General features: G+C 36.2%; 22 protein-coding genes and 1 other annotated feature. Of the genes, 3 read left to right on the top strand and 19 right to left on the bottom strand.

From position 1 onward, the window contains the following. Positions 1-9: 9 nt before the first annotated feature. Positions 10-630: a Holliday junction branch migration protein RuvA gene (gene ruvA, locus DF281_RS00365; RefSeq protein WP_109348270.1), complete on the bottom strand. Its 621-nt coding sequence runs from the start codon at positions 628-630 to the stop codon at positions 10-12. Positions 631-810: 180 nt separating this feature from the next. Here ruvA and DF281_RS00360 point away from each other — a divergent pair, with 180 nt between their 5' ends. Beyond that, positions 811-1356 (top strand): transcription repressor NadR, encoded by a 546-nt coding sequence (locus tag DF281_RS00360; RefSeq protein WP_109348269.1) that lies wholly within the window; start codon positions 811-813, stop codon positions 1354-1356. Positions 1357-1437: 81 nt separating this feature from the next. On the opposite strand, the gene pheA is transcribed toward DF281_RS00360, so the two are convergent. The 17 genes from pheA to pilM all read right to left on the bottom strand — a co-directional run bounded on the left by pheA (position 1438) and on the right by pilM (position 13947). Beyond that, positions 1438-2307, bottom strand: a complete 870-nt coding sequence (pheA, locus tag DF281_RS00355) for a prephenate dehydratase (protein WP_109348268.1) — start codon at positions 2305-2307, stop codon at positions 1438-1440. A gap of 15 nt (positions 2308-2322) precedes the next feature. After that, the gene (locus tag DF281_RS00350; RefSeq protein WP_109348267.1) at positions 2323-2778 is read right to left on the bottom strand and encodes an ACT domain-containing protein; all 456 of its coding nucleotides are present in this window, start codon (positions 2776-2778) and stop codon (positions 2323-2325) included. A gap of 18 nt (positions 2779-2796) precedes the next feature. Then, positions 2797-4086 (bottom strand): GTPase ObgE, encoded by a 1290-nt coding sequence (obgE, locus tag DF281_RS00345; protein WP_109348266.1) that lies wholly within the window; start codon positions 4084-4086, stop codon positions 2797-2799. Positions 4087-4089: 3 nt separating this feature from the next. Continuing rightward, a complete protein-coding gene (locus DF281_RS00340) occupies positions 4090-4626 on the bottom strand; it encodes a Spo0B domain-containing protein (RefSeq protein ID WP_109348265.1) in 537 nt (178 codons plus the stop codon). A 252-nt stretch (positions 4627-4878) separates the two neighbouring features. After that, positions 4879-5172 (bottom strand): 50S ribosomal protein L27, encoded by a 294-nt coding sequence (gene rpmA, locus DF281_RS00335; RefSeq protein WP_109348264.1) that lies wholly within the window; start codon positions 5170-5172, stop codon positions 4879-4881. Between the two features lie 13 nt (positions 5173-5185). After that, positions 5186-5527: a ribosomal-processing cysteine protease Prp gene (locus DF281_RS00330; RefSeq protein ID WP_109348263.1), complete on the bottom strand. Its 342-nt coding sequence runs from the start codon at positions 5525-5527 to the stop codon at positions 5186-5188. 21 nt (positions 5528-5548) lie between these two features. Next, on the bottom strand, positions 5549-5857 hold the full coding sequence (gene rplU / locus DF281_RS00325; RefSeq protein ID WP_109348262.1) for a 50S ribosomal protein L21: 309 nt from the start codon (positions 5855-5857) through the stop codon (positions 5549-5551). Between the two features lie 13 nt (positions 5858-5870). Next, positions 5871-5952, bottom strand: a sequence feature (ribosomal protein L21 leader region). Between the two features lie 253 nt (positions 5953-6205). Then, the gene (minD, locus tag DF281_RS00320) at positions 6206-7003 is read right to left on the bottom strand and encodes a septum site-determining protein MinD (RefSeq protein WP_109348261.1); all 798 of its coding nucleotides are present in this window, start codon (positions 7001-7003) and stop codon (positions 6206-6208) included. Position 7004: 1 nt separating this feature from the next. Continuing rightward, positions 7005-7685 (bottom strand): septum site-determining protein MinC, encoded by a 681-nt coding sequence (locus DF281_RS00315; protein ID WP_307725158.1) that lies wholly within the window; start codon positions 7683-7685, stop codon positions 7005-7007. 13 nt (positions 7686-7698) lie between these two features. Further along, positions 7699-8226 (bottom strand): rod shape-determining protein MreD, encoded by a 528-nt coding sequence (gene mreD / locus DF281_RS00310; protein WP_109348259.1) that lies wholly within the window; start codon positions 8224-8226, stop codon positions 7699-7701. A gap of 2 nt (positions 8227-8228) precedes the next feature. Beyond that, positions 8229-9128, bottom strand: a complete 900-nt coding sequence (gene mreC / locus DF281_RS00305) for a rod shape-determining protein MreC (RefSeq protein ID WP_109348258.1) — start codon at positions 9126-9128, stop codon at positions 8229-8231. 13 nt (positions 9129-9141) lie between these two features. Beyond that, entirely contained in the window at positions 9142-10161 is a 1020-nt protein-coding gene (locus DF281_RS00300) for a rod shape-determining protein (RefSeq protein WP_109348257.1), read from the bottom strand. Positions 10162-10256: 95 nt separating this feature from the next. Then, on the bottom strand, positions 10257-10949 hold the full coding sequence (radC, locus tag DF281_RS00295) for a RadC family protein (protein ID WP_109348256.1): 693 nt from the start codon (positions 10947-10949) through the stop codon (positions 10257-10259). Continuing rightward, entirely contained in the window at positions 10940-11464 is a 525-nt protein-coding gene (locus DF281_RS00290; RefSeq protein WP_166636033.1) for a Maf family protein, read from the bottom strand. Before DF281_RS00290 ends, radC begins: the two co-directional genes overlap by 10 nt. Before the next feature lie 202 nt (positions 11465-11666). Then, complete coding sequence (locus tag DF281_RS00285; protein WP_109348254.1) at positions 11667-12383, bottom strand: hypothetical protein; 717 nt, start codon at positions 12381-12383, stop codon at positions 11667-11669. Continuing rightward, the gene (locus DF281_RS00280; RefSeq protein ID WP_109348253.1) at positions 12383-12973 is read right to left on the bottom strand and encodes a hypothetical protein; all 591 of its coding nucleotides are present in this window, start codon (positions 12971-12973) and stop codon (positions 12383-12385) included. The genes DF281_RS00285 and DF281_RS00280 overlap by 1 nt, the downstream gene beginning before the upstream one ends. Further along, positions 12970-13947: a type IV pilus biogenesis protein PilM gene (pilM, locus tag DF281_RS00275; RefSeq protein ID WP_109348252.1), complete on the bottom strand. Its 978-nt coding sequence runs from the start codon at positions 13945-13947 to the stop codon at positions 12970-12972. The genes DF281_RS00280 and pilM overlap by 4 nt, the downstream gene beginning before the upstream one ends. A 519-nt stretch (positions 13948-14466) precedes the next feature. Here pilM and DF281_RS00270 point away from each other — a divergent pair. Continuing rightward, on the top strand, positions 14467-16002 hold the full coding sequence (locus DF281_RS00270) for a hypothetical protein (RefSeq protein ID WP_109348251.1): 1536 nt from the start codon (positions 14467-14469) through the stop codon (positions 16000-16002). Between the two features lie 54 nt (positions 16003-16056). On the opposite strand, the gene DF281_RS00265 is transcribed toward DF281_RS00270, so the two are convergent. After that, the gene (locus DF281_RS00265) at positions 16057-17304 is read right to left on the bottom strand and encodes a bifunctional folylpolyglutamate synthase/dihydrofolate synthase (RefSeq protein ID WP_109348250.1); all 1248 of its coding nucleotides are present in this window, start codon (positions 17302-17304) and stop codon (positions 16057-16059) included. A gap of 98 nt (positions 17305-17402) precedes the next feature. Here DF281_RS00265 and DF281_RS00260 point away from each other — a divergent pair, with 98 nt between their 5' ends. Next, entirely contained in the window at positions 17403-18269 is an 867-nt protein-coding gene (locus tag DF281_RS00260) for an ATP-grasp domain-containing protein (RefSeq protein WP_109348249.1), read from the top strand. Position 18270: the final 1 nt, after the last annotated feature.

Here is an 18270-nt window from a genome sequence, read left to right as displayed (position 1 = left end):
CCACACCTCCTATTGTTGTTTCAATAATATTTTTAATGCTTCTTTCATGTAAGCTTCCGTCGTTGTTAGATGTTCATCTTCATCAAGTTTAGGCTTCACTTTTGCCAATTCTCTTTCAGAATAGCCTAATGCTGTTAACGCTAACATCGCTTCTTCAAGCTCATGTTTATTCGGATTAACGCCGAATAATGGTAATTCCTCATCCGTACTCGGTAATTCGACATTTTCTAGCAATGCATCTAACTTCCCTTTTAGATCGAGAATCATCTGTCTTGCTGTTTTCTTCCCAACACCAGGGAATTTCACAAGGAAAGCTTCATCTTCTTGTTCAATTGCAGCGATGACGTGACTTGGATTGCCACTCGCTAAAATCGCAAGCGCCCCTTTTGGACCAATACCTGATACTTGAATCAGTTTTCTAAAAAGCTCGCGTTGCTCTAATGATTTGAAACCGAATAATACTTGTGCATCTTCTCTCACGCTTAGATGTGTAAATACTTGGACAGAATCATCTGAAATTGTGAATAAATAAGGATTTGGCGTGTTCAATTGCCACCCAATCCCTTGAATTTCGATGACGATAAACTCTGGTGTAATACGAGTTATCGGACCTTTTATGTAATCGTACATGAATATTCTCTCCTTTTAAAAGCTTTAATATTATAGCATATCCGCCATTTATAAAAAAACAAACACATATTCCCATAAATATAATGATAACATAAAGGACTTTGAGATTCGAATACGGAATCATACCTATTACACTTTATTTCATGTTACTATTAGAAAAGATTTGTTATTCATATAGAGGTGAAATCATTGAAGAAATTATTAGGTGAAGAACGTCGCCAAGCTATATTAGCTATTTTAAAAACGGAGCATAAGGCGATTACAGGTACAGAACTCGCAAAACGTTCCAATGTATCACGACAAGTGATCGTCAATGATATGGCGCTACTGAAAGCAAAGAATGAGCCAATCATCGCGACAAGCCAAGGTTATTTATACTTATTAGATAATAAAGAACATATTCTTTTTGAACGTGAAATTGCGAGCTTCCATACAAATAGTGAAGCCGAGGACGAGATGAATATTCTTGTCGATGCAGGCGTAACCGTTAAAAACGTTTCGGTCGAACATCCTGTTTATGGCGATTTAACTGCTTCGATCATGGTATCCAGCCGTTATGACGTACAACAATTTATTCAAAAAATCCAACAAACTGAAGCGAATTTACTGATGAATCTTACAGAAGGCGCGCATTTACACGTAATTTCAGCTGATTCTGAAGAAAAATTAGATGCTGCTGAAGCAATGCTTCGTGAAAAAGGCTATTTATTAAATCATAATGAGTGATTCCTAAATTAGGAGTCACTTTTTTCATATGCAAAAAAGCCATTCAAATCCAAAGTGAATTCGAATGGCTCTTTCATAACTCTATTTTTGGTGATATGTGTAGTAACTTCCGAGCGACTTCACAGAACACCCTAGTGTGCGTAATTCTTCCATCGCTCCTCGCATTAGAGGCGCATTTTCGTCCTCTAATAGCTCAACGATGAAGAAATAATCGCCCAATCCTGTCTTAAGTGGACGGGATTCGATTTTACTAAGGTTGATTTGACGCCAAGCAAAAACCGATAACACTTGATGTAAAGCACCTGAGCGATCGCTCGGTAATTTAATCATCAATGTCGTCTTAATTTGCTGCTTGTCTTCATCTCTTTCGATTCGGTCATTTCGCTTAGATAAAACGAAGAAACGCGTATGATTGAAATGGAAATCGTGAATATTCTTTTGCACAATTTGTAAATCATATTGTTCTGCTGCCGCTACATTGGCAATTGCTGCTACGCAAAGTTCTGGGTTCTCAGCAACAAATTGAGCTGCTGCCGCTGTTGATGAAGATTGACTCAATGGTACAGATTTAAAATGGTAATATAAATATTTATGACATTGAGCGAGCGCATGAGGATGCGAATAAACACTTTCAATTTCTTCATATTTTTCTACGTTATTTTTATGTACCATTAAATTTTGTTCAATCGGTGTTAATACTTCCGCAGAAATAAATAAATCAGCCTCATGAAACAAATAGTCAATAGTTAGTGGCACAGAGCCTTCTAACGCGTTTTCAACAGGTACAACAGCTAAATCTACCTGACCTGCATCAACCGCTTCAATACACTCTGGAATCGATTTAAAAGGAATTGTCCAATCGTTTGGAAACAACTCTTTTGTAGCCAATTCTGTAAATGTACCTTCAGGACCTAAAAAAGCGATTCTTTTTTCCCATTCTTTCTTTGCCAATTCAAAGCCCTCCCCTTATAATGCTCCTGAACTGATCACTTCAGCTGATTCAACGAAATCAAGTTTTTTCAAACTTTGAATCAAATCGTCTAAATCAACATCCATTGCAGTAACATCTAAGGATAACGTTACATTGGCTCTACCTTGAATTGGAATTGTTTGATGAATAGTTAGTACATTACAGTGTGTATCAGTTACTGTAGATAATAATTTTGCTAATGTACCTTTACGATCCTCTAATTGCAGGAACACAGTTAAAATGCGTTCCTGAACAATAGAGTGAAAGGGGAAAACAGCATCTCGATACTTATAAAAAGCACTCCTAGATAAATCTACTTGCTTCACAGCATCCCAAATTGATGACACTGTTCCAGTTTGTAGTAAATGCTTTGCTTCTAGGGTTTTGTGCATTGCATCTGTTAAAACATCCTCACGAACTAAAAAATATCTTTGATCCGCTACATTTTTCATCTATTTCCCCCCAAATCGTTATTCTACAAATTCAAATTCGAATTTCAGTATGCGAACGACGTCGCCACTTTCAGCACCTTGTTCACGTAGTGAGTCATCAACACCCATACCACGCATTTGACGCGCGAAACGACGGATTGATTCTTCACGACTGAAGTCAGTCATCTTGAATAGACGTTCGATTGTGTCGCCACTTAAGACGAATGCACCATCTTCATCACGAGTTACGATAAAGTCTGGACCTTTAATTTCATGTTTATAAAGTACTGTTGCGTCAGATTCTTCCTCTTCTTCATCGTACAATAAGAACTCAGGTGTAACTTCTAGTAATTCATCAATCGCATATAATAATTCTTGTAAACCTTGACGAGAGAAAGCAGAAATTGCAAAGATTTTTACATCATCATCAAATTTCTTCTTAAATTCTTCTAGGTTCGCTTCAGCTTCAGGCATATCCATTTTGTTAGCTACAATGATTTGTGGACGTTCAGTTAAGCGTAAGTTATATTGCTCTAATTCTCGGTTAATCGTTAGGTAATCCTCGTAAGGGTCGCGACCTTCCATAGCTGACATATCAATTACATGCACGATTACACGTGTACGCTCGATATGACGTAAGAATTGATGGCCAAGACCCACTCCTTCAGATGCTCCTTCAATTAATCCTGGTAAATCTGCCATAGCGAATGACTTACCATCTGCCACTTGTACCATTCCTAAGTTAGGAACAATTGTTGTAAAGTGGTAAGCACCGATTTTAGGTTTTGCAGAAGATACTACAGATAGTAAAGTTGATTTACCAACACTTGGGAATCCAACTAAACCTACATCCGCTAATACCTTTAACTCTAATATAACATTAAGCTCCTGACCTGGCTCGCCTTTTTCAGAAAGTTCTGGCGCTGGATTTGATGGTGTAGCGAAACGTGAGTTACCACGACCACCACGGCCACCTCTAGCGATAATCGCTTCTTGGCCATGCTCAACTAAGTCGGCAATTACGCGACCGTTTTCTGCATCTGTTACTACTGTACCTGGTGGAACGCTTACTACAGTAGGTTTTGAACCTCTACCGTGTGCGTTCTTACTCATTCCGTTCTCACCTGCCTCGGCTTTGAAATGACGTTTGAATCGGAAATCCATAAGTGTACGTAAACCTTCGTCTACTTTAAACACTAAGTCTCCACCGTTACCACCGTCACCACCTGCTGGGCCACCGTTTGGAACAAATTTTTCGCGACGGAACGCGACCATACCATCGCCACCGTCTCCACCTTTAACGTAAATCTTTACGTGATCGACAAACATAATTTACTTTCCCTCCTTACTTCCTATGACACGATAACGCCACAGTATATCTGAGTAATGCTCATGTGTTACAACTAAATCCGTTGTGTATATCGGTGTTTCGAATGGCGGCGAGCACCATTTACCGTTCAATTCTACTTCTATAACCAAATTGTTTTTACTCGAATTCACATGTATAGTACATGATTGATCAATCATAGGATCAATAGATTCACAAACGTGCTGTAGCGTACTCTCCAAATAATCTCTTAATGGGACATCCCATTCTACTAGAGAGCTATCTGAAATATCGCTCTCCATTGTAATATTAATTGAAGGAAAACGCCACTCACACGTATGCAACCATTCAACAAGTTGTTCACTATTCAATCCATTTATTTGAAAAAATTGACTACATTTAGTAGATATATTCGTTACGACATGATTTGCTTCTTCTACATTCTCTAATGCTAAATTCGTTTTAATCAATTGTAACTGATTCAAAAAATCATGATTCATAAAACGTAGCACTTCATTTACTGATAGTGGCTGTCCTGTCACAAGTAAACACTCCTTTGACGAGATGTTCTTGTAGTTAGTATAACAATATTTCTTCAATAATTCTTTAAAAACCGAAAAAAAATCGGGATCCGCAATTTGAGCAAACTCCGATTTTCCAATGTTGAGATGTCAAAACGAGGATTACATATGATTGAAATGAAAAACGAGAATCGCGCATGACGCGATTCCCGTTTTTATGCTTAGATGTATTCGTGTAAAAGCACGTAGTAATCTGAGCTACTTAATAAAAAATTAAGCTTCTTTAGCTACAGGGTACACGCTAACTTTTTTCTTATCGCGTCCTAAGCGTTCGAATTTAACAATACCGTCCGCTTTAGCGAATAAAGTATCATCGCCACCACGACCAACGTTTTCACCTGGATAGATTTTAGTACCGCGTTGACGGTATAAAATTGAACCAGCAGAAGCGAATTGACCGTCAGCACGTTTAGCGCCTAGACGTTTTGATTCAGAGTCACGACCGTTCTTTGTAGAACCTACACCTTTTTTAGATGCGAAGAACTGTAAGTCTAATTTCAATAACATAATGTTGCACCTCCTACATCATTTTATATTTTAATTCGATAAAATCTCCATAACTAGCAACCATAGTATAAAACTGGGTTACCATCGTTTGAAGAATTGTTTGCAGTCTTACGTTTTGTTCAGGACTTAAATCGCTCGGATTAATTGTGACAGATAAAAATCCGCCTTCTTCACCTTGATCGATTCCCGGAGTGACCTTAACTAGCTCACCGATAGCATTCACACTACCGAAAGCGATAGCAGAAGCACCTGCACAAACTAAATCACGTCCAGGTTCACCTGAATAGGCGTGCCCTGAAATTTGAAAGCCATATGATTCGCGATTTTCATTACTATGAATTTCTACTGTAATCATAACATTTCACCTCACCAATAATTAAGCGTTGATAGCTTCTACCACTAGTTTAGTGTAAGGTTGTCTATGACCTTGTTTACGACGGTAGTTCTTTTTAGCTTTAAGTTTGAAAACTACGATTTTCTTTTGACGACCGTGTTTTTCAACTTTAGCTGTAACTGTTGCACCAGCTACTAATGGAGCTCCAACTTTAACGTTTTCGCCACCAACGAAAAGAACTTTGTCAAAAGTTACTACTTCACCATCTTCAGCGTTGATTTTCTCAACGTAGATTTCTTGGCCAGCTTCAACTTTGATTTGTTTACCACCTGTTTCAATAATTGCGTACATAACTGCACCTCCTCAATAGACTCAGACTCGCCTTCAAAGGTGATCTACATAGTAGATACTTACATAAAACCTCGTCAGTGCGGTTGTAGCACGGGTGCTACATAACATATGAAATATTATCATAGATAGAAAGTCGAGTCAAGCTATTTTGTAATAATTGTTAGTCATTCGAAAAATTTTCATGTGCTACTTTGTCGGATGTTGGATAAAGTCATAACTTTAACTCTAAATTCCAGCTCAACATCTAATGTTGGATGAACGAAATCGGGCTTTCACTTACATCAACATTGAAAGAAAGAGCGAGATTCCATTTCATAATAAAACGGAATCTCGCTCAAGGTTTATATGCTATTTAGAAAATAAAGCTTTGAATTTAGAAAACAGGCTAGGTTTTTGCTTCTCTAAAGACATTAGTGGAACAGATTCACCCATAATTCGACGTACGATATTACGATAAGCTTTCGCCACTTGAGTTGATGGCTCCATTACGATTGGTTCACCTTTGTTTGATGAAGTAATAACTAAATCATCATCCGGAATGATTCCTAGTAAATCCAAAGATAAGTGAGTCGTAATCTCATTAATATCTAAAGTCTCACCGCGATCCATTAACTGCGTACGAATACGATTAATAATCAACTTAGGTGATTCAATCGCTTCCTGTTCTAAAAGTCCGATAATACGGTCTGCGTCACGCACAGCTGAAATTTCAGGTGTAGTGACAACAATCGCTTTATCTGCCCCTGCGACAGCATTACGATAACCTTGTTCAATTCCTGCAGGACAGTCAATTAATACATAATCAAACTCACCCTTCAGTCCATCAACAAGTTCTTTCATTTGATGAGGACTTACTGCATTTTTATCGGCAGTTTGTGCTGCTGGTAATAAAAACAGTAAATCTTCAAAACGCTTGTCTTTTACAAGTGCTTGATGAACTTTACAACGTCCTTCAAGTGTATCAACTAAATCATAAATGATGCGGTTTTCTAGCCCCAATATAACATCTAAGTTACGTAAACCGATATCCGTATCAATCAAACAAACCTTTTTTCCTTGTAGTGCCAATGCAGTACCTAAATTGGCAGTAGTAGTTGTTTTACCAACTCCACCTTTTCCGGAAGTAATTACAATAGCTTCTCCCACATTAGCTTCCTCCCTTAAACGTAGCTAACTCCGGTCTAATAATGCGAATTTCTTGAAGACGCTTAACCGAAATATCACCTTCGTCATTCAAATATGCACAACTCATCTCTGGCATTTCTGACAATTCTTTTCTTTCGTTTGTCATCGTCTCTCGAACTTCCCCAATCGATAGATGAGTAGCTGATAAAAACGATGCCCCAATAACTGCATTACTATCGCCATCTTTTCCGGCGTGAGCCATACCTTTTAGTTTTCCTAAAACATAAATACTTCCACCAGCCTGAACCCTTGCATTAGGATTAACATCACCAATAACAATAAGATCCCCGGTTGCTTCAACCATTTGTCCAGAGCGAACAATACCGATATATGTAGATGATTGACTTTCGCTTAAGCGCTGGTTTAATTCTTCAATCGTGACTACATCACTTCTCACTTTTGACACACGTACTTTTAATGCTTTTTCAACTTCATTTAAGATTTCAGTCATTTGGGCATTCGTGCAGTAGCGATTACCAGTAGAAATTTGAATTTCTACCTGTTCATCTATATGACCTTCCATAAACCGATTCTGTATTGCATGAATCAGTTCATCATAGCCACATTGATCATCAAGATGCAAAATCAGTCCTTCTTTTGCACCTTTCAAGTAGACTAGCTGTTTCGTTATCAAAAATTCCACCTCCGCTTTTCATCTAAAGTATTGATTGATTCGCCTTTTCTAAAACCCTAGCTTTTAACAAATACTTGAAAGTCCATCCAAGCATTATTAAATAGATAGAATTGGCAATCATAGTTGGAACTAATCTGTGATTTAAAAATTCTGTGAAAGATAAATCAGTAAATTGGATGAGTAAAAAGAACTGATGTAACACGATTTCTAGAAGTGCTACAAGAAGTAAAGACAAAGTTGTTGTTACCACAAGATGCTGATGTATATATTTTACTGTAGAACCAGCAATAAAACAAATAAATGGATAAAGGAATGTATAAAGTCCAATGATATCTATGTAGAAAATATCATAAAGTAAACCGAACACTAGCCCATACCACATTGCTTTCTTACGATCATAGTAAATTGACAAGAATATTAAATATAAAATTAGGAAGCGAGGTACTAAATATGCTCTCTCCCCTTGAAAATCAATTGGAGAGAACAGTGAGAATTCTGTTTCTAGAAAAAATAGTAAAACTGCCACAGCAGGAATTAAATACTTCGCCATAATTACTCAGCTCCTTGTGAAGTTAAGTCCTTATTTGAAGAATTACCATCCGAACCGTCAATTTGTGTTGCTTGACGCTTGGCAATCACAACATGATCCAGCATTTGGAAATCTGCTGCAGGTTTTACATATGCTAATTTCGTAAGTCCAAAGTCATCCGTAGATACTTTTGTTACTTCACCAATTAACACGCCTTTAGGGAAAATACCTCCTAAGCCGGAAGTAGTAACCTTGTCACCTTTTTTCAATTTAATTTTAGAGTCGATACGTTTTAGCATTAGTTCTCCACGTTTAGCATCGAACCCTTCCACTAAACCTCTTGCAGTCTTACCTTTACTTGAGACAGTTGCAGATACTCGATAATTTGTATTATTCGTAGAAAGAAGTTCAACTTCGGATGTGTACGGTGTCGTTTGCACGATTTTACCGACTAAACCTTCAGATGTAAGAACAGCCATATTTACTTTTACGCCATCTTTAGCACCCGTATCCAAAATTAATTTCTCTTCCCATTGATCAGGATTACGAGCGATTACATTCGACTGAATTGGATTGTATGCACGTAAATCGGATTTTTTATCTACTAATTTTTGAAGACCTTTATTTTCGGTTTCCAGCTCATTAACCTGCGCTTGCAGTGAACCGTACTCTTCTAAACGTGATTTAAGTCGTTTATTCTCTTCATAAGTGTTTAATAAATCATCTACGCTATTTATTAGCCCTGTAACATAACCAGCCGGCTTCGCGACAAAACTCTGTCCTAAGCCGACTGTATCTTTAATAACTTGTTCAGGGAATGATACCTTTTGACGATCGCTCAAGGTAAAACTGATCAATGCCACTAACAAAATGACGCCGACGAGCAGCATAAGTAATCGTTTATTCGATAAAAAATGTGGCATTGCCTATTCCCCCTTAAATTGTTTGGTGTTGTTTCATTACATCGATATGGTCTAATGACATACCAGTACCGATTGCTACACAATCTAATGGATTTTCTGCGATAAATACAGGCATGTTCGTTTCGTCACTAATAACTTTATCTAAGTTACGTAGTAATGCTCCGCCACCTGTTAAAACAATTCCGCGTTCCATAACATCTGCAGATAATTCTGGAGGAGTTTGTTCTAACGTTTTCTTAACGCCATCGATAATTGCAGAGATTGACTCACGTAATGAATCTGCAATTTCAATTGAAGAAATTTCAATCGTTTTCGGTAAACCTGTAACTAGGTCACGACCACGGATTTCCATTTTTTGCTCTTCATCTGGTGAACTTGTTGCTGAACCGATTTCCATTTTGATTGACTCAGAAGTACGTTCACCAATTGTTAAGTTATAAGCTTTGCGGATATAAGCGATAATTGCGTGATCCATTGCGTCACCTGCGACACGTACTGATTCACTTGTTACGATACCACCTAAAGAAATAACCGCTACTTCAGTTGTACCGCCACCGATATCAACTACCATACTACCTGTTGGTTCCCAAACCGGTAAGTTTGAGCCAATTGCAGCTGCGAAAGGTTCTTCAATTACGAATGCTTCACGAGCGCCAGCTTGACGAGCAGCATCAATTACTGCGCGTTTTTCTACTGAAGTAATTCCGTAAGGTACACATACCATTACATTTGGTTTTTTGAAAGAGCTACCGGCTGCTTTCAATGCATTTTGTAAATAATGTTTAATCATCGTCGTAGTAATATCAAAATCAGCGATTACGCCATCTTTCATTGGACGAATTGCAACGATTGAACCTGGAGTACGACCAATCATATTTTTTGCTTCGTTACCTACAGCAACTGTAGTGTTTGTTTGAGTGTTTTTCGCTACTACTGATGGTTCGCGTAAAACAATCCCTTTTCCTTTAATAAATACAAGCGTATTTGCTGTACCAAGGTCAATACCGACATCTTTTCCACCTAATCCGAACACTTTAATTTCTTCCTTTCCTTAGCCGTTGTAATATAAACTAGCTGTCATAAAATCATACGTTTTATTATAACGGAAAAATGTGAAAAATTACAGTATTAGAAGAAACCTTTTCCTTTCATACTGATATATTTATGATCCCCGATAATAATATGATCTAATAAGTCTATTCCTATAATCAATCCGGCTTCCGCTATGCGTTTTGTAACTTCTATATCTTCAGGGCTTGGAGTGGGATTTCCTGAAGGATGATTGTGTGCACAAATAATGGATGCAGCTGATCTTTTGACCGCTTCACGAAAGATTTCTCTTGGGTGAACTATGCTCGCATTTAAGCTACCTATGAATATGGTCTGCTTATGTATGATTTCATTTTTCACATTAAGGAATAATACCGCAAAATGCTCTTGTAATAACTGAGCCATATCAGGCATCAAAAATTCTGCCGCATCATCTGGATGTTTCACTACCGTTCTCTCAATACGATTTGGTAAACTCGCCCTCTTGCCTAACTCAAATGCAGCAAGGAGGTGAATCGCTTTAATCTCGCCAATTCCATCAATCGATTTTAATTCTTCAATTGTTGCATTTTTTAGATTTGCCAATGTCTCAAATCGATTTAATAACTTTGTAGACATTTCCAAAACTGAGTCTTTCCTCGTTCCCGAACCTAGCAAAATAGAAATCAGTTCTTGATTCGATACATTGTCTGCACCAAAATGAAGCAACCTCTCTCTTGGTCTTTCTAGTTTCGCTACATCTCTTACAAAAACAGGCACTTCTACTGACATACAAAATCACCTCTAACCGGCGAAATGGCATTCTGTTTAATTCTGCCAATTAACTTTTGAATTGCCTGTAAAGGAAATCCACCAGCATTATATGCACATCCAACAACATTGTCGATCATCATTTGCTTTTCCCCTAATATATTATAACCAACAAACTGCATAAAAGGTTCCTTAGTTTTCATATATTTTTCATTGTTTTTTTGATTGCTACACTGAATGCGAACGACTGTTTTCGTTTTCTCCGTATAGTTTTCATTTTCGTGTTTTAATAATACAAATGAAGTAACCAAAAATAGATCAATTGAGATCTTTTCGACAAGTTGAAAATGGGCAAAATGATATCCTTTCACTTTTCTACGCAACATTTCAAATAACTGAAAATGTATTTCAACTTGAGCTATATTAGCTTTTAAAGGTGATTTAGGTACTTCAAAATAAGTGAATTCACAAGTTGAGAAAACTTCCTTCCACATCTTTTCGCTATGAGAAACATTCGTATATACATAAATTGGCATCGCACACATAACCATTCCCCCTTTTTTATGCATAATAATCTATTTTCAAATATATTTTTTTATTTTTCTTTGTAGAAAGTTCTAATTCCTTTAAAAATAGAACCACATTATTCTAATTTGGCCTATTTTATTGAAATAAATAATAAAAACAACTAAAAAAGAGTACACCATAATTTTTCAAAAAATGGCATACTCATCTTAACTATTTTTCTTTATTCGATTCTTCTGTTGCTTTAGGAGTAAGTGCTTTACCCATTCTCGCTTCTTTTTTCAATTTCACATTGAAAGTCGTCACTTGAACTTTTGCCGTAACGACACCATTTTCAACGTTTCGATCCGAATACTTCACTGAATCTACAACATATAATCTCGACATTTCAGTAATGCCTTTGACAAAATCTGTGATATTACTTGCATCATAAGCACTTACAGACATTTCAAAAGTTAATAGATTCAAATCTTTTGGCTTCTGTTGATCTGCCAGTCTAGATACTACTTGCGTGTCACTAAGTGGATTAATTAGCTCTGCTTCAGATAGTCCCGTACTCTTAAGTTTCGGCGTTTGCACTTGTTTTTTCGAGCCGTAATTATTGAATTGAATATCAGTAATGACAGTTGATGTACTTCCTTCTAGTTCTGCTAAATCATTCGTAATACCTGTCAGTTGATTATTTGTTGGGATTTTCAGTTTCAAATCGCCAACAGGTCCAGCTTTTTCAATTAATTTCTTTGTTGATTCAACTTTTTTCGCTTGCCCTTCTAGGTGACTCTTCTGAAAATCATATTTTTCTTGTAATGAATTTCGTTTATCCATCTCTGGCTTCAATAAATAGAAATACAGCGCTATACCGGCAGAGATAATCAGTAAAATAAGTAATGTATAAACAAGCCAACTTTGTTTAGCGTTTTTTTCTTTCATTACTTCGCACCCCCTGATCCAAGTTTTTTAAGATTAAGGGTTACTTGAATAATCGCCTTGTATCTTGAATCGCCTTCTAAATCAGTTTCATCACTTACATTTTGAACATCCACTTCCGTAAATGCAGCAGTCGATGTTAATTCAACTGTTTTGAAAATCGATTCTTTTTTCATTTTCTTCACATACGTTGCTGCTTCAGATAGATCATCAAAGTAAACAGCAATTTGCGCTTGATCATAATTATAATCAAAGCCCGCTAATTCACCCGAACCATCTAAGTTCTTATTGGCAACATCCGTAATTTTACCTACAGAGATTTGTTCTTTTCCTGCGAAATCAATTGCTTGCACAAGTTGTCCTTTAGGCGTTTGTTGTAATTCTTCTAACTCTTTATTTTGTAGTTCAATTTGAGTTGCAAGTCGATCAGATTTCTCTTGGATATCTGCAACATCGCGATGCAATAAATAATAGTTAATACCATAGAAAATAATGATTGCTAAAGTTAGTAAGATTAAAAATAACTTAGCAAAATTTCCTTTTTTATGCGTTTCACGACCATCTTTTTTCAGGAGGTTAATATCCGGTATCATTCTTTATGTCCTCCTTTAATTGCTAATCCTAGTAATGTACTATGTTTCGCTTTAAACCCTGGGAAGTATGCATTTATATCAGCATCTGTAATACGGCTCGTTTGCAAAGATACTTTTCCTTCGATTAATTCATCGATTTCTGTAAGCATCGGGTGATCTCCGATATTAATCACACGTTGAATTTCAGCAGTTCCTTTATTCAACGAATATTGATAAAAATGAACAATTTGATCGATTTCATTTAATGCATCATGAATTTGGATTTCATATGCTTCCTTATTTTGAGTAAGTTTGAACTCTACTTCCTCATTCGAAATAATTTCAGACCAATCTTCATGATCTGTGCGGAGTGTATACTCTCTATTTAATTCGAGTTTTCCATTATTTATAATCGAAATTAATAATTGATCCATAGACCAATCCAAGACTAACATTGTTTGAGAATAAAAATTCGGAATTACTTTCTCCACAATTCTCAAGTCTGCTAAGTATTTTAAATCAACAATTTGTAAATCTAAATCTAAGTCATCCATTAAATCTACAACTTTAGTAATTTCTTCGCGCTCTGAAGCAAATAATAACGCTTCGCCATCTGATGGATCTTCATCATAAATATCATACAGCGGGTCGCTAAAAGGTACGCGAATTGAATCGTTCATTTCAGCTTCGATATATTCTTCAACTTGTTCAATTGTTGTTAAATGTGCTGGTAAATTAATTTTCTTCATCACTGTCGAATTTGCAGGTGCTACCATTCTTACATCATATCTTTTAATTTTTTTCTTTTTAAGCACATCTTTCAATGTATTAAAAAACGCGTCTTCGTCCTCAATCATACCGTTTTTTACAATTCCTTTTTCAAGAGGAATTTGATAAGTGAGTGCTTGTTCCAACTCACCTTTTGTTACGGCTAATAGGCTAAGTGCAAAGTCGTTATAGACGATTGAAATTGTTTTATTTGTACCGCCAAACATGGTCCGTACCTCCTCTTTGTAGTGCTTCCATCTTTTTAACAAATTCTTTCTCTACTGCCTCGCATACCCTAAATATGTTAAAAAATATGCAATTTAAGGTATTTTTTTATGAATGATTTCCTTTTTTTTATTAAAAAAGAAAACTCAAGCACTATATACATTTTTTCATTATAGTCCCTTCTATTTGGAAAATAAACTATTTAATAAAAATAAATCACGAATCTCCACTTAATAGATTATTTAAGCGTTAAAACAATCTACAATAAATTCATTTTATTAATATAATAATTAAAAGTTGATTTCCATTTCGTCACTCACTTGAAAAGAATGCTTGAGTCTACAATTTTTAGGTTGTATGATGATTTATGATATATAATAAAATTTTTATTATCATGTATTTCCATATAATCGCATGTTCAAGAAGAATAAAGGGTACATAATTATTAATATTTGGAATAAAAGGAATATCCCTTCATTTCCTCTATTCTAACATCTATCTACTAAAAAGAGGTGCTCAAAGTGACAAAAAAAAGAAGTAAAAAGAAATCCGCTTTTATGAAAACTTGGTTAGTCCCTTCCATATTGTTGGTCATCACGCTACTTATTACGGGCATGATTGTTTATAAAATAATCGATTCCAATGATTCAAATGCAAATAGTCCAAAACAAAATGGCTCTAAAATCACTTCAATGGCAAAGAAAAGTATCGCTACATATCGTCAAAGCCTTGAACAATATGCTACTGATCAATACAAAATCAATCTTGAGCGTTACAATCAATTATCGACAACTGAGAAGGCAGCATTTGATGTTGAAAAAATTACGAATAGCCAAGTAAATGCTTCAATTCAAAAACAAATTGGCAAATCAATTTTCGATGATTCTTTCGAAAAAACAGATGGTCTTCAACCGACTACTAAAACCACTGTACAACTTAGTGCAAATCAAGATCGGTACGAAGTAGTATCGACTGCGACTCTTGGAGAAAAGCACTCAACTGTTAAACAGCAATTTAAAGTTGATTTTCAAGTTGATCAAAAAATCATCTCAGACTTTTATCGCCCTCAATATGTTGCGCATACTTCTAAACGCATCGCAATTCAAAATGCATCTAATGTTCTTGGTCTATTAGCGAGTAGCAATGTCAAAAACATCACAGTCGACGGTTCTTCTTGCCAACATGAATTAAGGAATGGCGCATATTTGAATGAATGTCTAAATGACGGCAATACAACTGCTTCAAATAGTAAAATTATGAATGATTTATCGTTCCAAAAATTCCTACCCTCTTTTCCAACTAAAGAAATTAAGGCTTTAGATGAAGCAGGTATAAATGATGAAAAATTATATTTCAAAAAGAAAATTAAAGACCAAAAGAAAAAAGTGAAAATCTATTACTTAAAAGACGGTCAATTAACAGTGGATCATTTAACGAAGAAGAAATTCACTGAATCAAATCCATTCCAGTTCACATCGACAGAAACGCATCTTTCATCACTTTCAATTGATGGTGAAGAAGCATTTATCGACATCGGTGACAATTCTCAAACATTGCGCATCGATCAATTAAGATTAACCGGCAATGCGAAACTTCACTTTGTGGGTTCTGGAAAAGTCCAATTGTTCATTCAGTCATTCAGTGCAACTGACGGTTCAATAATTGCGGATGGTGCTAAATTAGCGACTTTCTATGATTCTAAAGCACCGATTACATTTTCTAAAAACTTTACTAGCGATGGTTTTATTTACTTAAAAAATGCGGATGCCACATTAATGATGGATACGTATAAAGGGAATATCATTTCAGGTGGTCAGCATTTACTAATCGATGGTGGTGCTTCGCCACAAAGTCAATTCATCGTTCTACCAAAAGGTAATCTTGAACTGACGAATCGCACAAGTTTCAAAGGTTCGATGATTGCAAATGCGATTGTTATTAATCAATCTTCCGTTACATTTGCCAAACCGTCAGAATTACTACGCTTCCCTATTCAATATCCTGTATATCAAGAAGTTCGACAGTATGTTTTATACAGTAAACTTCAAGAAAACTAAACAGCAAAAGGACGTCGACACTGTACTTTACAATGTCGACGTCCTTTTATTTTACTAGACTAAATTCTTCCGTAACACATCTCGCCATTGTGCCAATAAATAAAGCGATCCCGTAATGACAATTTTTTGAGTTGGAGAAATTGATTTAACTGCTTCCAATACTGAATTAGAAACAGATTTCTGAGTGGCTGCGCTCAAGTCAAGTAATGCTTGAGAACTCATTAGCCGCCCTTGTTCTCTTTCAACTTCTACGAAAATAAATTCATCTGACACTTCTTCAAGTTGGCGTAAAACACCTTGAACATCCTTGTCTTTTAAAATGCCGACAATCATCGTCACTTTCTCAAATTGAAATTGTTGCTGGATTGTTTCCTTCAGCATTTTTGCACTTGCAGGATTATGTGCGCCATCCATCCAAACATTTGAACTAATCTGTTCGAATCGCCCTGCCAAAGTTGTTGAGGATACGGCTTCTCGAATATGCGCTTCATTTGCTTCAATCTCTAACTGTTCTGCGACAATGAGAAATGCTTGAATCGCTACTGCCATATTGCCGACTTGATGTTCCCCTTTTAAACTTGGAATTAATTCCGAAAACTCCAACTCACCATTATGCCATTTATTGTCGTGATCGACTGAAAAATCAATGCCATTTATTTTTAATACGCCATTTTTTTGAACCGCTTCAAATCGCATCACTTTTTCAGCTTCTAATGGTAATTCCCCGATTACAACATGCTTACCTTCTTTGATGATTCCTGCTTTATGTGTCGCGATTTTTTCAATGGTATCCCCTAAAAAAGCTGTATGTTCAAGTGCAATACTTGGGATAACCGAAACAATCGGGTTTACAACATTTGTACTATCAAAACGGCCACCTAACCCACTTTCGATCAGGGCAATATCTGGCTGTTCTTGAGAAATTGCAATAAATGCAATAGCCGTTAACAATTCAAAATCCGTTAGTCGACCACTCAATCCACATTCCTTCGCAAATTGAAAAGCACTATTCATTTGCTGCTCCGTAATAGACTCTCCATTAAACTGTATTTGATCATGAACATCATTTATACAAGGGGACATAAATGTAGCTGTTTTCAAACCATGTGTTTGTAATAAACGCTCCATCATTTTAATGGTAGAACCTTTGCCATTCGTCCCTGCAACATGAATGACAGGGATTGCAAGTTCAGGATGCCCCGACAATTCCATCGCATTTTCGATGGCTTCAAGCCCTGGTTTTATGTCATCGCTACTTACGACTTCATTTAATTGTTTATAATAATCAAATTTCGGTATCATCTGAATTCATCCTAACTATTCATTTTCTCTCTAAAACGTGCTAAAATTTGTAATGATTGTTTTTACTATTATAGCACTGTCAACGGAGGTTTGAACGCATGAAAAAATGCTGGATTATTTATAATGGGAGCCTTATTTCTGATAAATTTGTCGATCAAGCAAGATTGATGGCGCAAGCTTGTGAAAACGCAGGTATTCAACCTACCCTATATAAAAACTATGAAATTCCAATGGATTTACTGACACCACTTACAAATAAACCGGACTTTGTCATTTTTTTAGATAAAGATATATTATTAGCAACCTATTTAAAAAATGCAGGGATTCCTATTTTTAATGATCCCGAAGTAATCGAAACTTGTGATAATAAAGCAAAACAATATATTCAATTGGCGAATGCAGGAATTCGTATGCCACGCACAATCGTCGCGCCTAAGGTTTATCCAAAATTTACAATACGAAATAGTGGTTACTTTGAAAATGTATTAAAAATTTTAGGTTTACCACTTGTAATTAAAGAGGCACATGGTTCATTTGGTATGAAAGTGTATTTAATTGAAACAGAAGCTGATTTTTATGTTAAAGTAGAAGAATTGCGAGGAATCGACTTCGTTTTCCAACAATATATTGCTTCCAGTTTTGGACGAGATATTCGTGTGAACACAATTGGAAATGAAGTAGTCGCTTCCATGTATCGCCACTCTGAAACTGATTTCAGAGCAAATATTACAAATGGTGGTGTCGCTGAAAAAATTGAATTAACAGAAGCACAGAAGGATCTAGCTATACGCGCTGCACAAGCTGTAGGAGCTGACTTCGCTGGTGTTGATTTACTTTTTGATGAACAGGACGAACCAATCGTATGCGAAGTGAATGCCGCTTCCCATATTCGAAATATTTATAATGTGACAGGCATTAATGTCGGAGATGCCTTCGTTCAATATATTTTAAAAAAGTTAGGATGAG

Source organism: Kurthia zopfii (genome assembly GCF_003143955.1).
Lineage (GTDB): Bacteria > Bacillota > Bacilli > Bacillales_A > Planococcaceae > Kurthia > Kurthia zopfii.
This window is presented reverse-complemented; position numbering and strand designations above follow the sequence as displayed.

Coding starts and splice junctions, on each gene's coding strand:
- DF281_RS00265 (WP_109348250.1), bottom strand. CDS start 17,304: ATGATACCGAAATTTGATTATTATAAACAATTAAATGAAGTCGTAAGT.
- DF281_RS00260 (WP_109348249.1), top strand. CDS start 17,403: ATGAAAAAATGCTGGATTATTTATAATGGGAGCCTTATTTCTGATAAA.
- obgE (WP_109348266.1), bottom strand. CDS start 4,086: ATGTTTGTCGATCACGTAAAGATTTACGTTAAAGGTGGAGACGGTGGC.
- DF281_RS00330 (WP_109348263.1), bottom strand. CDS start 5,527: ATGATTACAGTAGAAATTCATAGTAATGAAAATCGCGAATCATATGGC.
- DF281_RS00280 (WP_109348253.1), bottom strand. CDS start 12,973: ATGATACCGGATATTAACCTCCTGAAAAAAGATGGTCGTGAAACGCAT.
- rpmA (WP_109348264.1), bottom strand. CDS start 5,172: ATGTTATTGAAATTAGACTTACAGTTCTTCGCATCTAAAAAAGGTGTA.
- mreD (WP_109348259.1), bottom strand. CDS start 8,226: ATGGCGAAGTATTTAATTCCTGCTGTGGCAGTTTTACTATTTTTTCTA.
- DF281_RS00350 (WP_109348267.1), bottom strand. CDS start 2,778: ATGAAAAATGTAGCGGATCAAAGATATTTTTTAGTTCGTGAGGATGTT.
- radC (WP_109348256.1), bottom strand. CDS start 10,949: ATGTCAGTAGAAGTGCCTGTTTTTGTAAGAGATGTAGCGAAACTAGAA.
- pilM (WP_109348252.1), bottom strand. CDS start 13,947: ATGTTTGGCGGTACAAATAAAACAATTTCAATCGTCTATAACGACTTT.
- mreC (WP_109348258.1), bottom strand. CDS start 9,128: ATGCCACATTTTTTATCGAATAAACGATTACTTATGCTGCTCGTCGGC.
- rplU (WP_109348262.1), bottom strand. CDS start 5,857: ATGTACGCAATTATTGAAACAGGTGGTAAACAAATCAAAGTTGAAGCT.
- ruvA (WP_109348270.1), bottom strand. CDS start 630: ATGTACGATTACATAAAAGGTCCGATAACTCGTATTACACCAGAGTTT.
- DF281_RS00290 (WP_166636033.1), bottom strand. CDS start 11,464: ATGCCAATTTATGTATATACGAATGTTTCTCATAGCGAAAAGATGTGG.
- DF281_RS00285 (WP_109348254.1), bottom strand. CDS start 12,383: ATGAAAGAAAAAAACGCTAAACAAAGTTGGCTTGTTTATACATTACTT.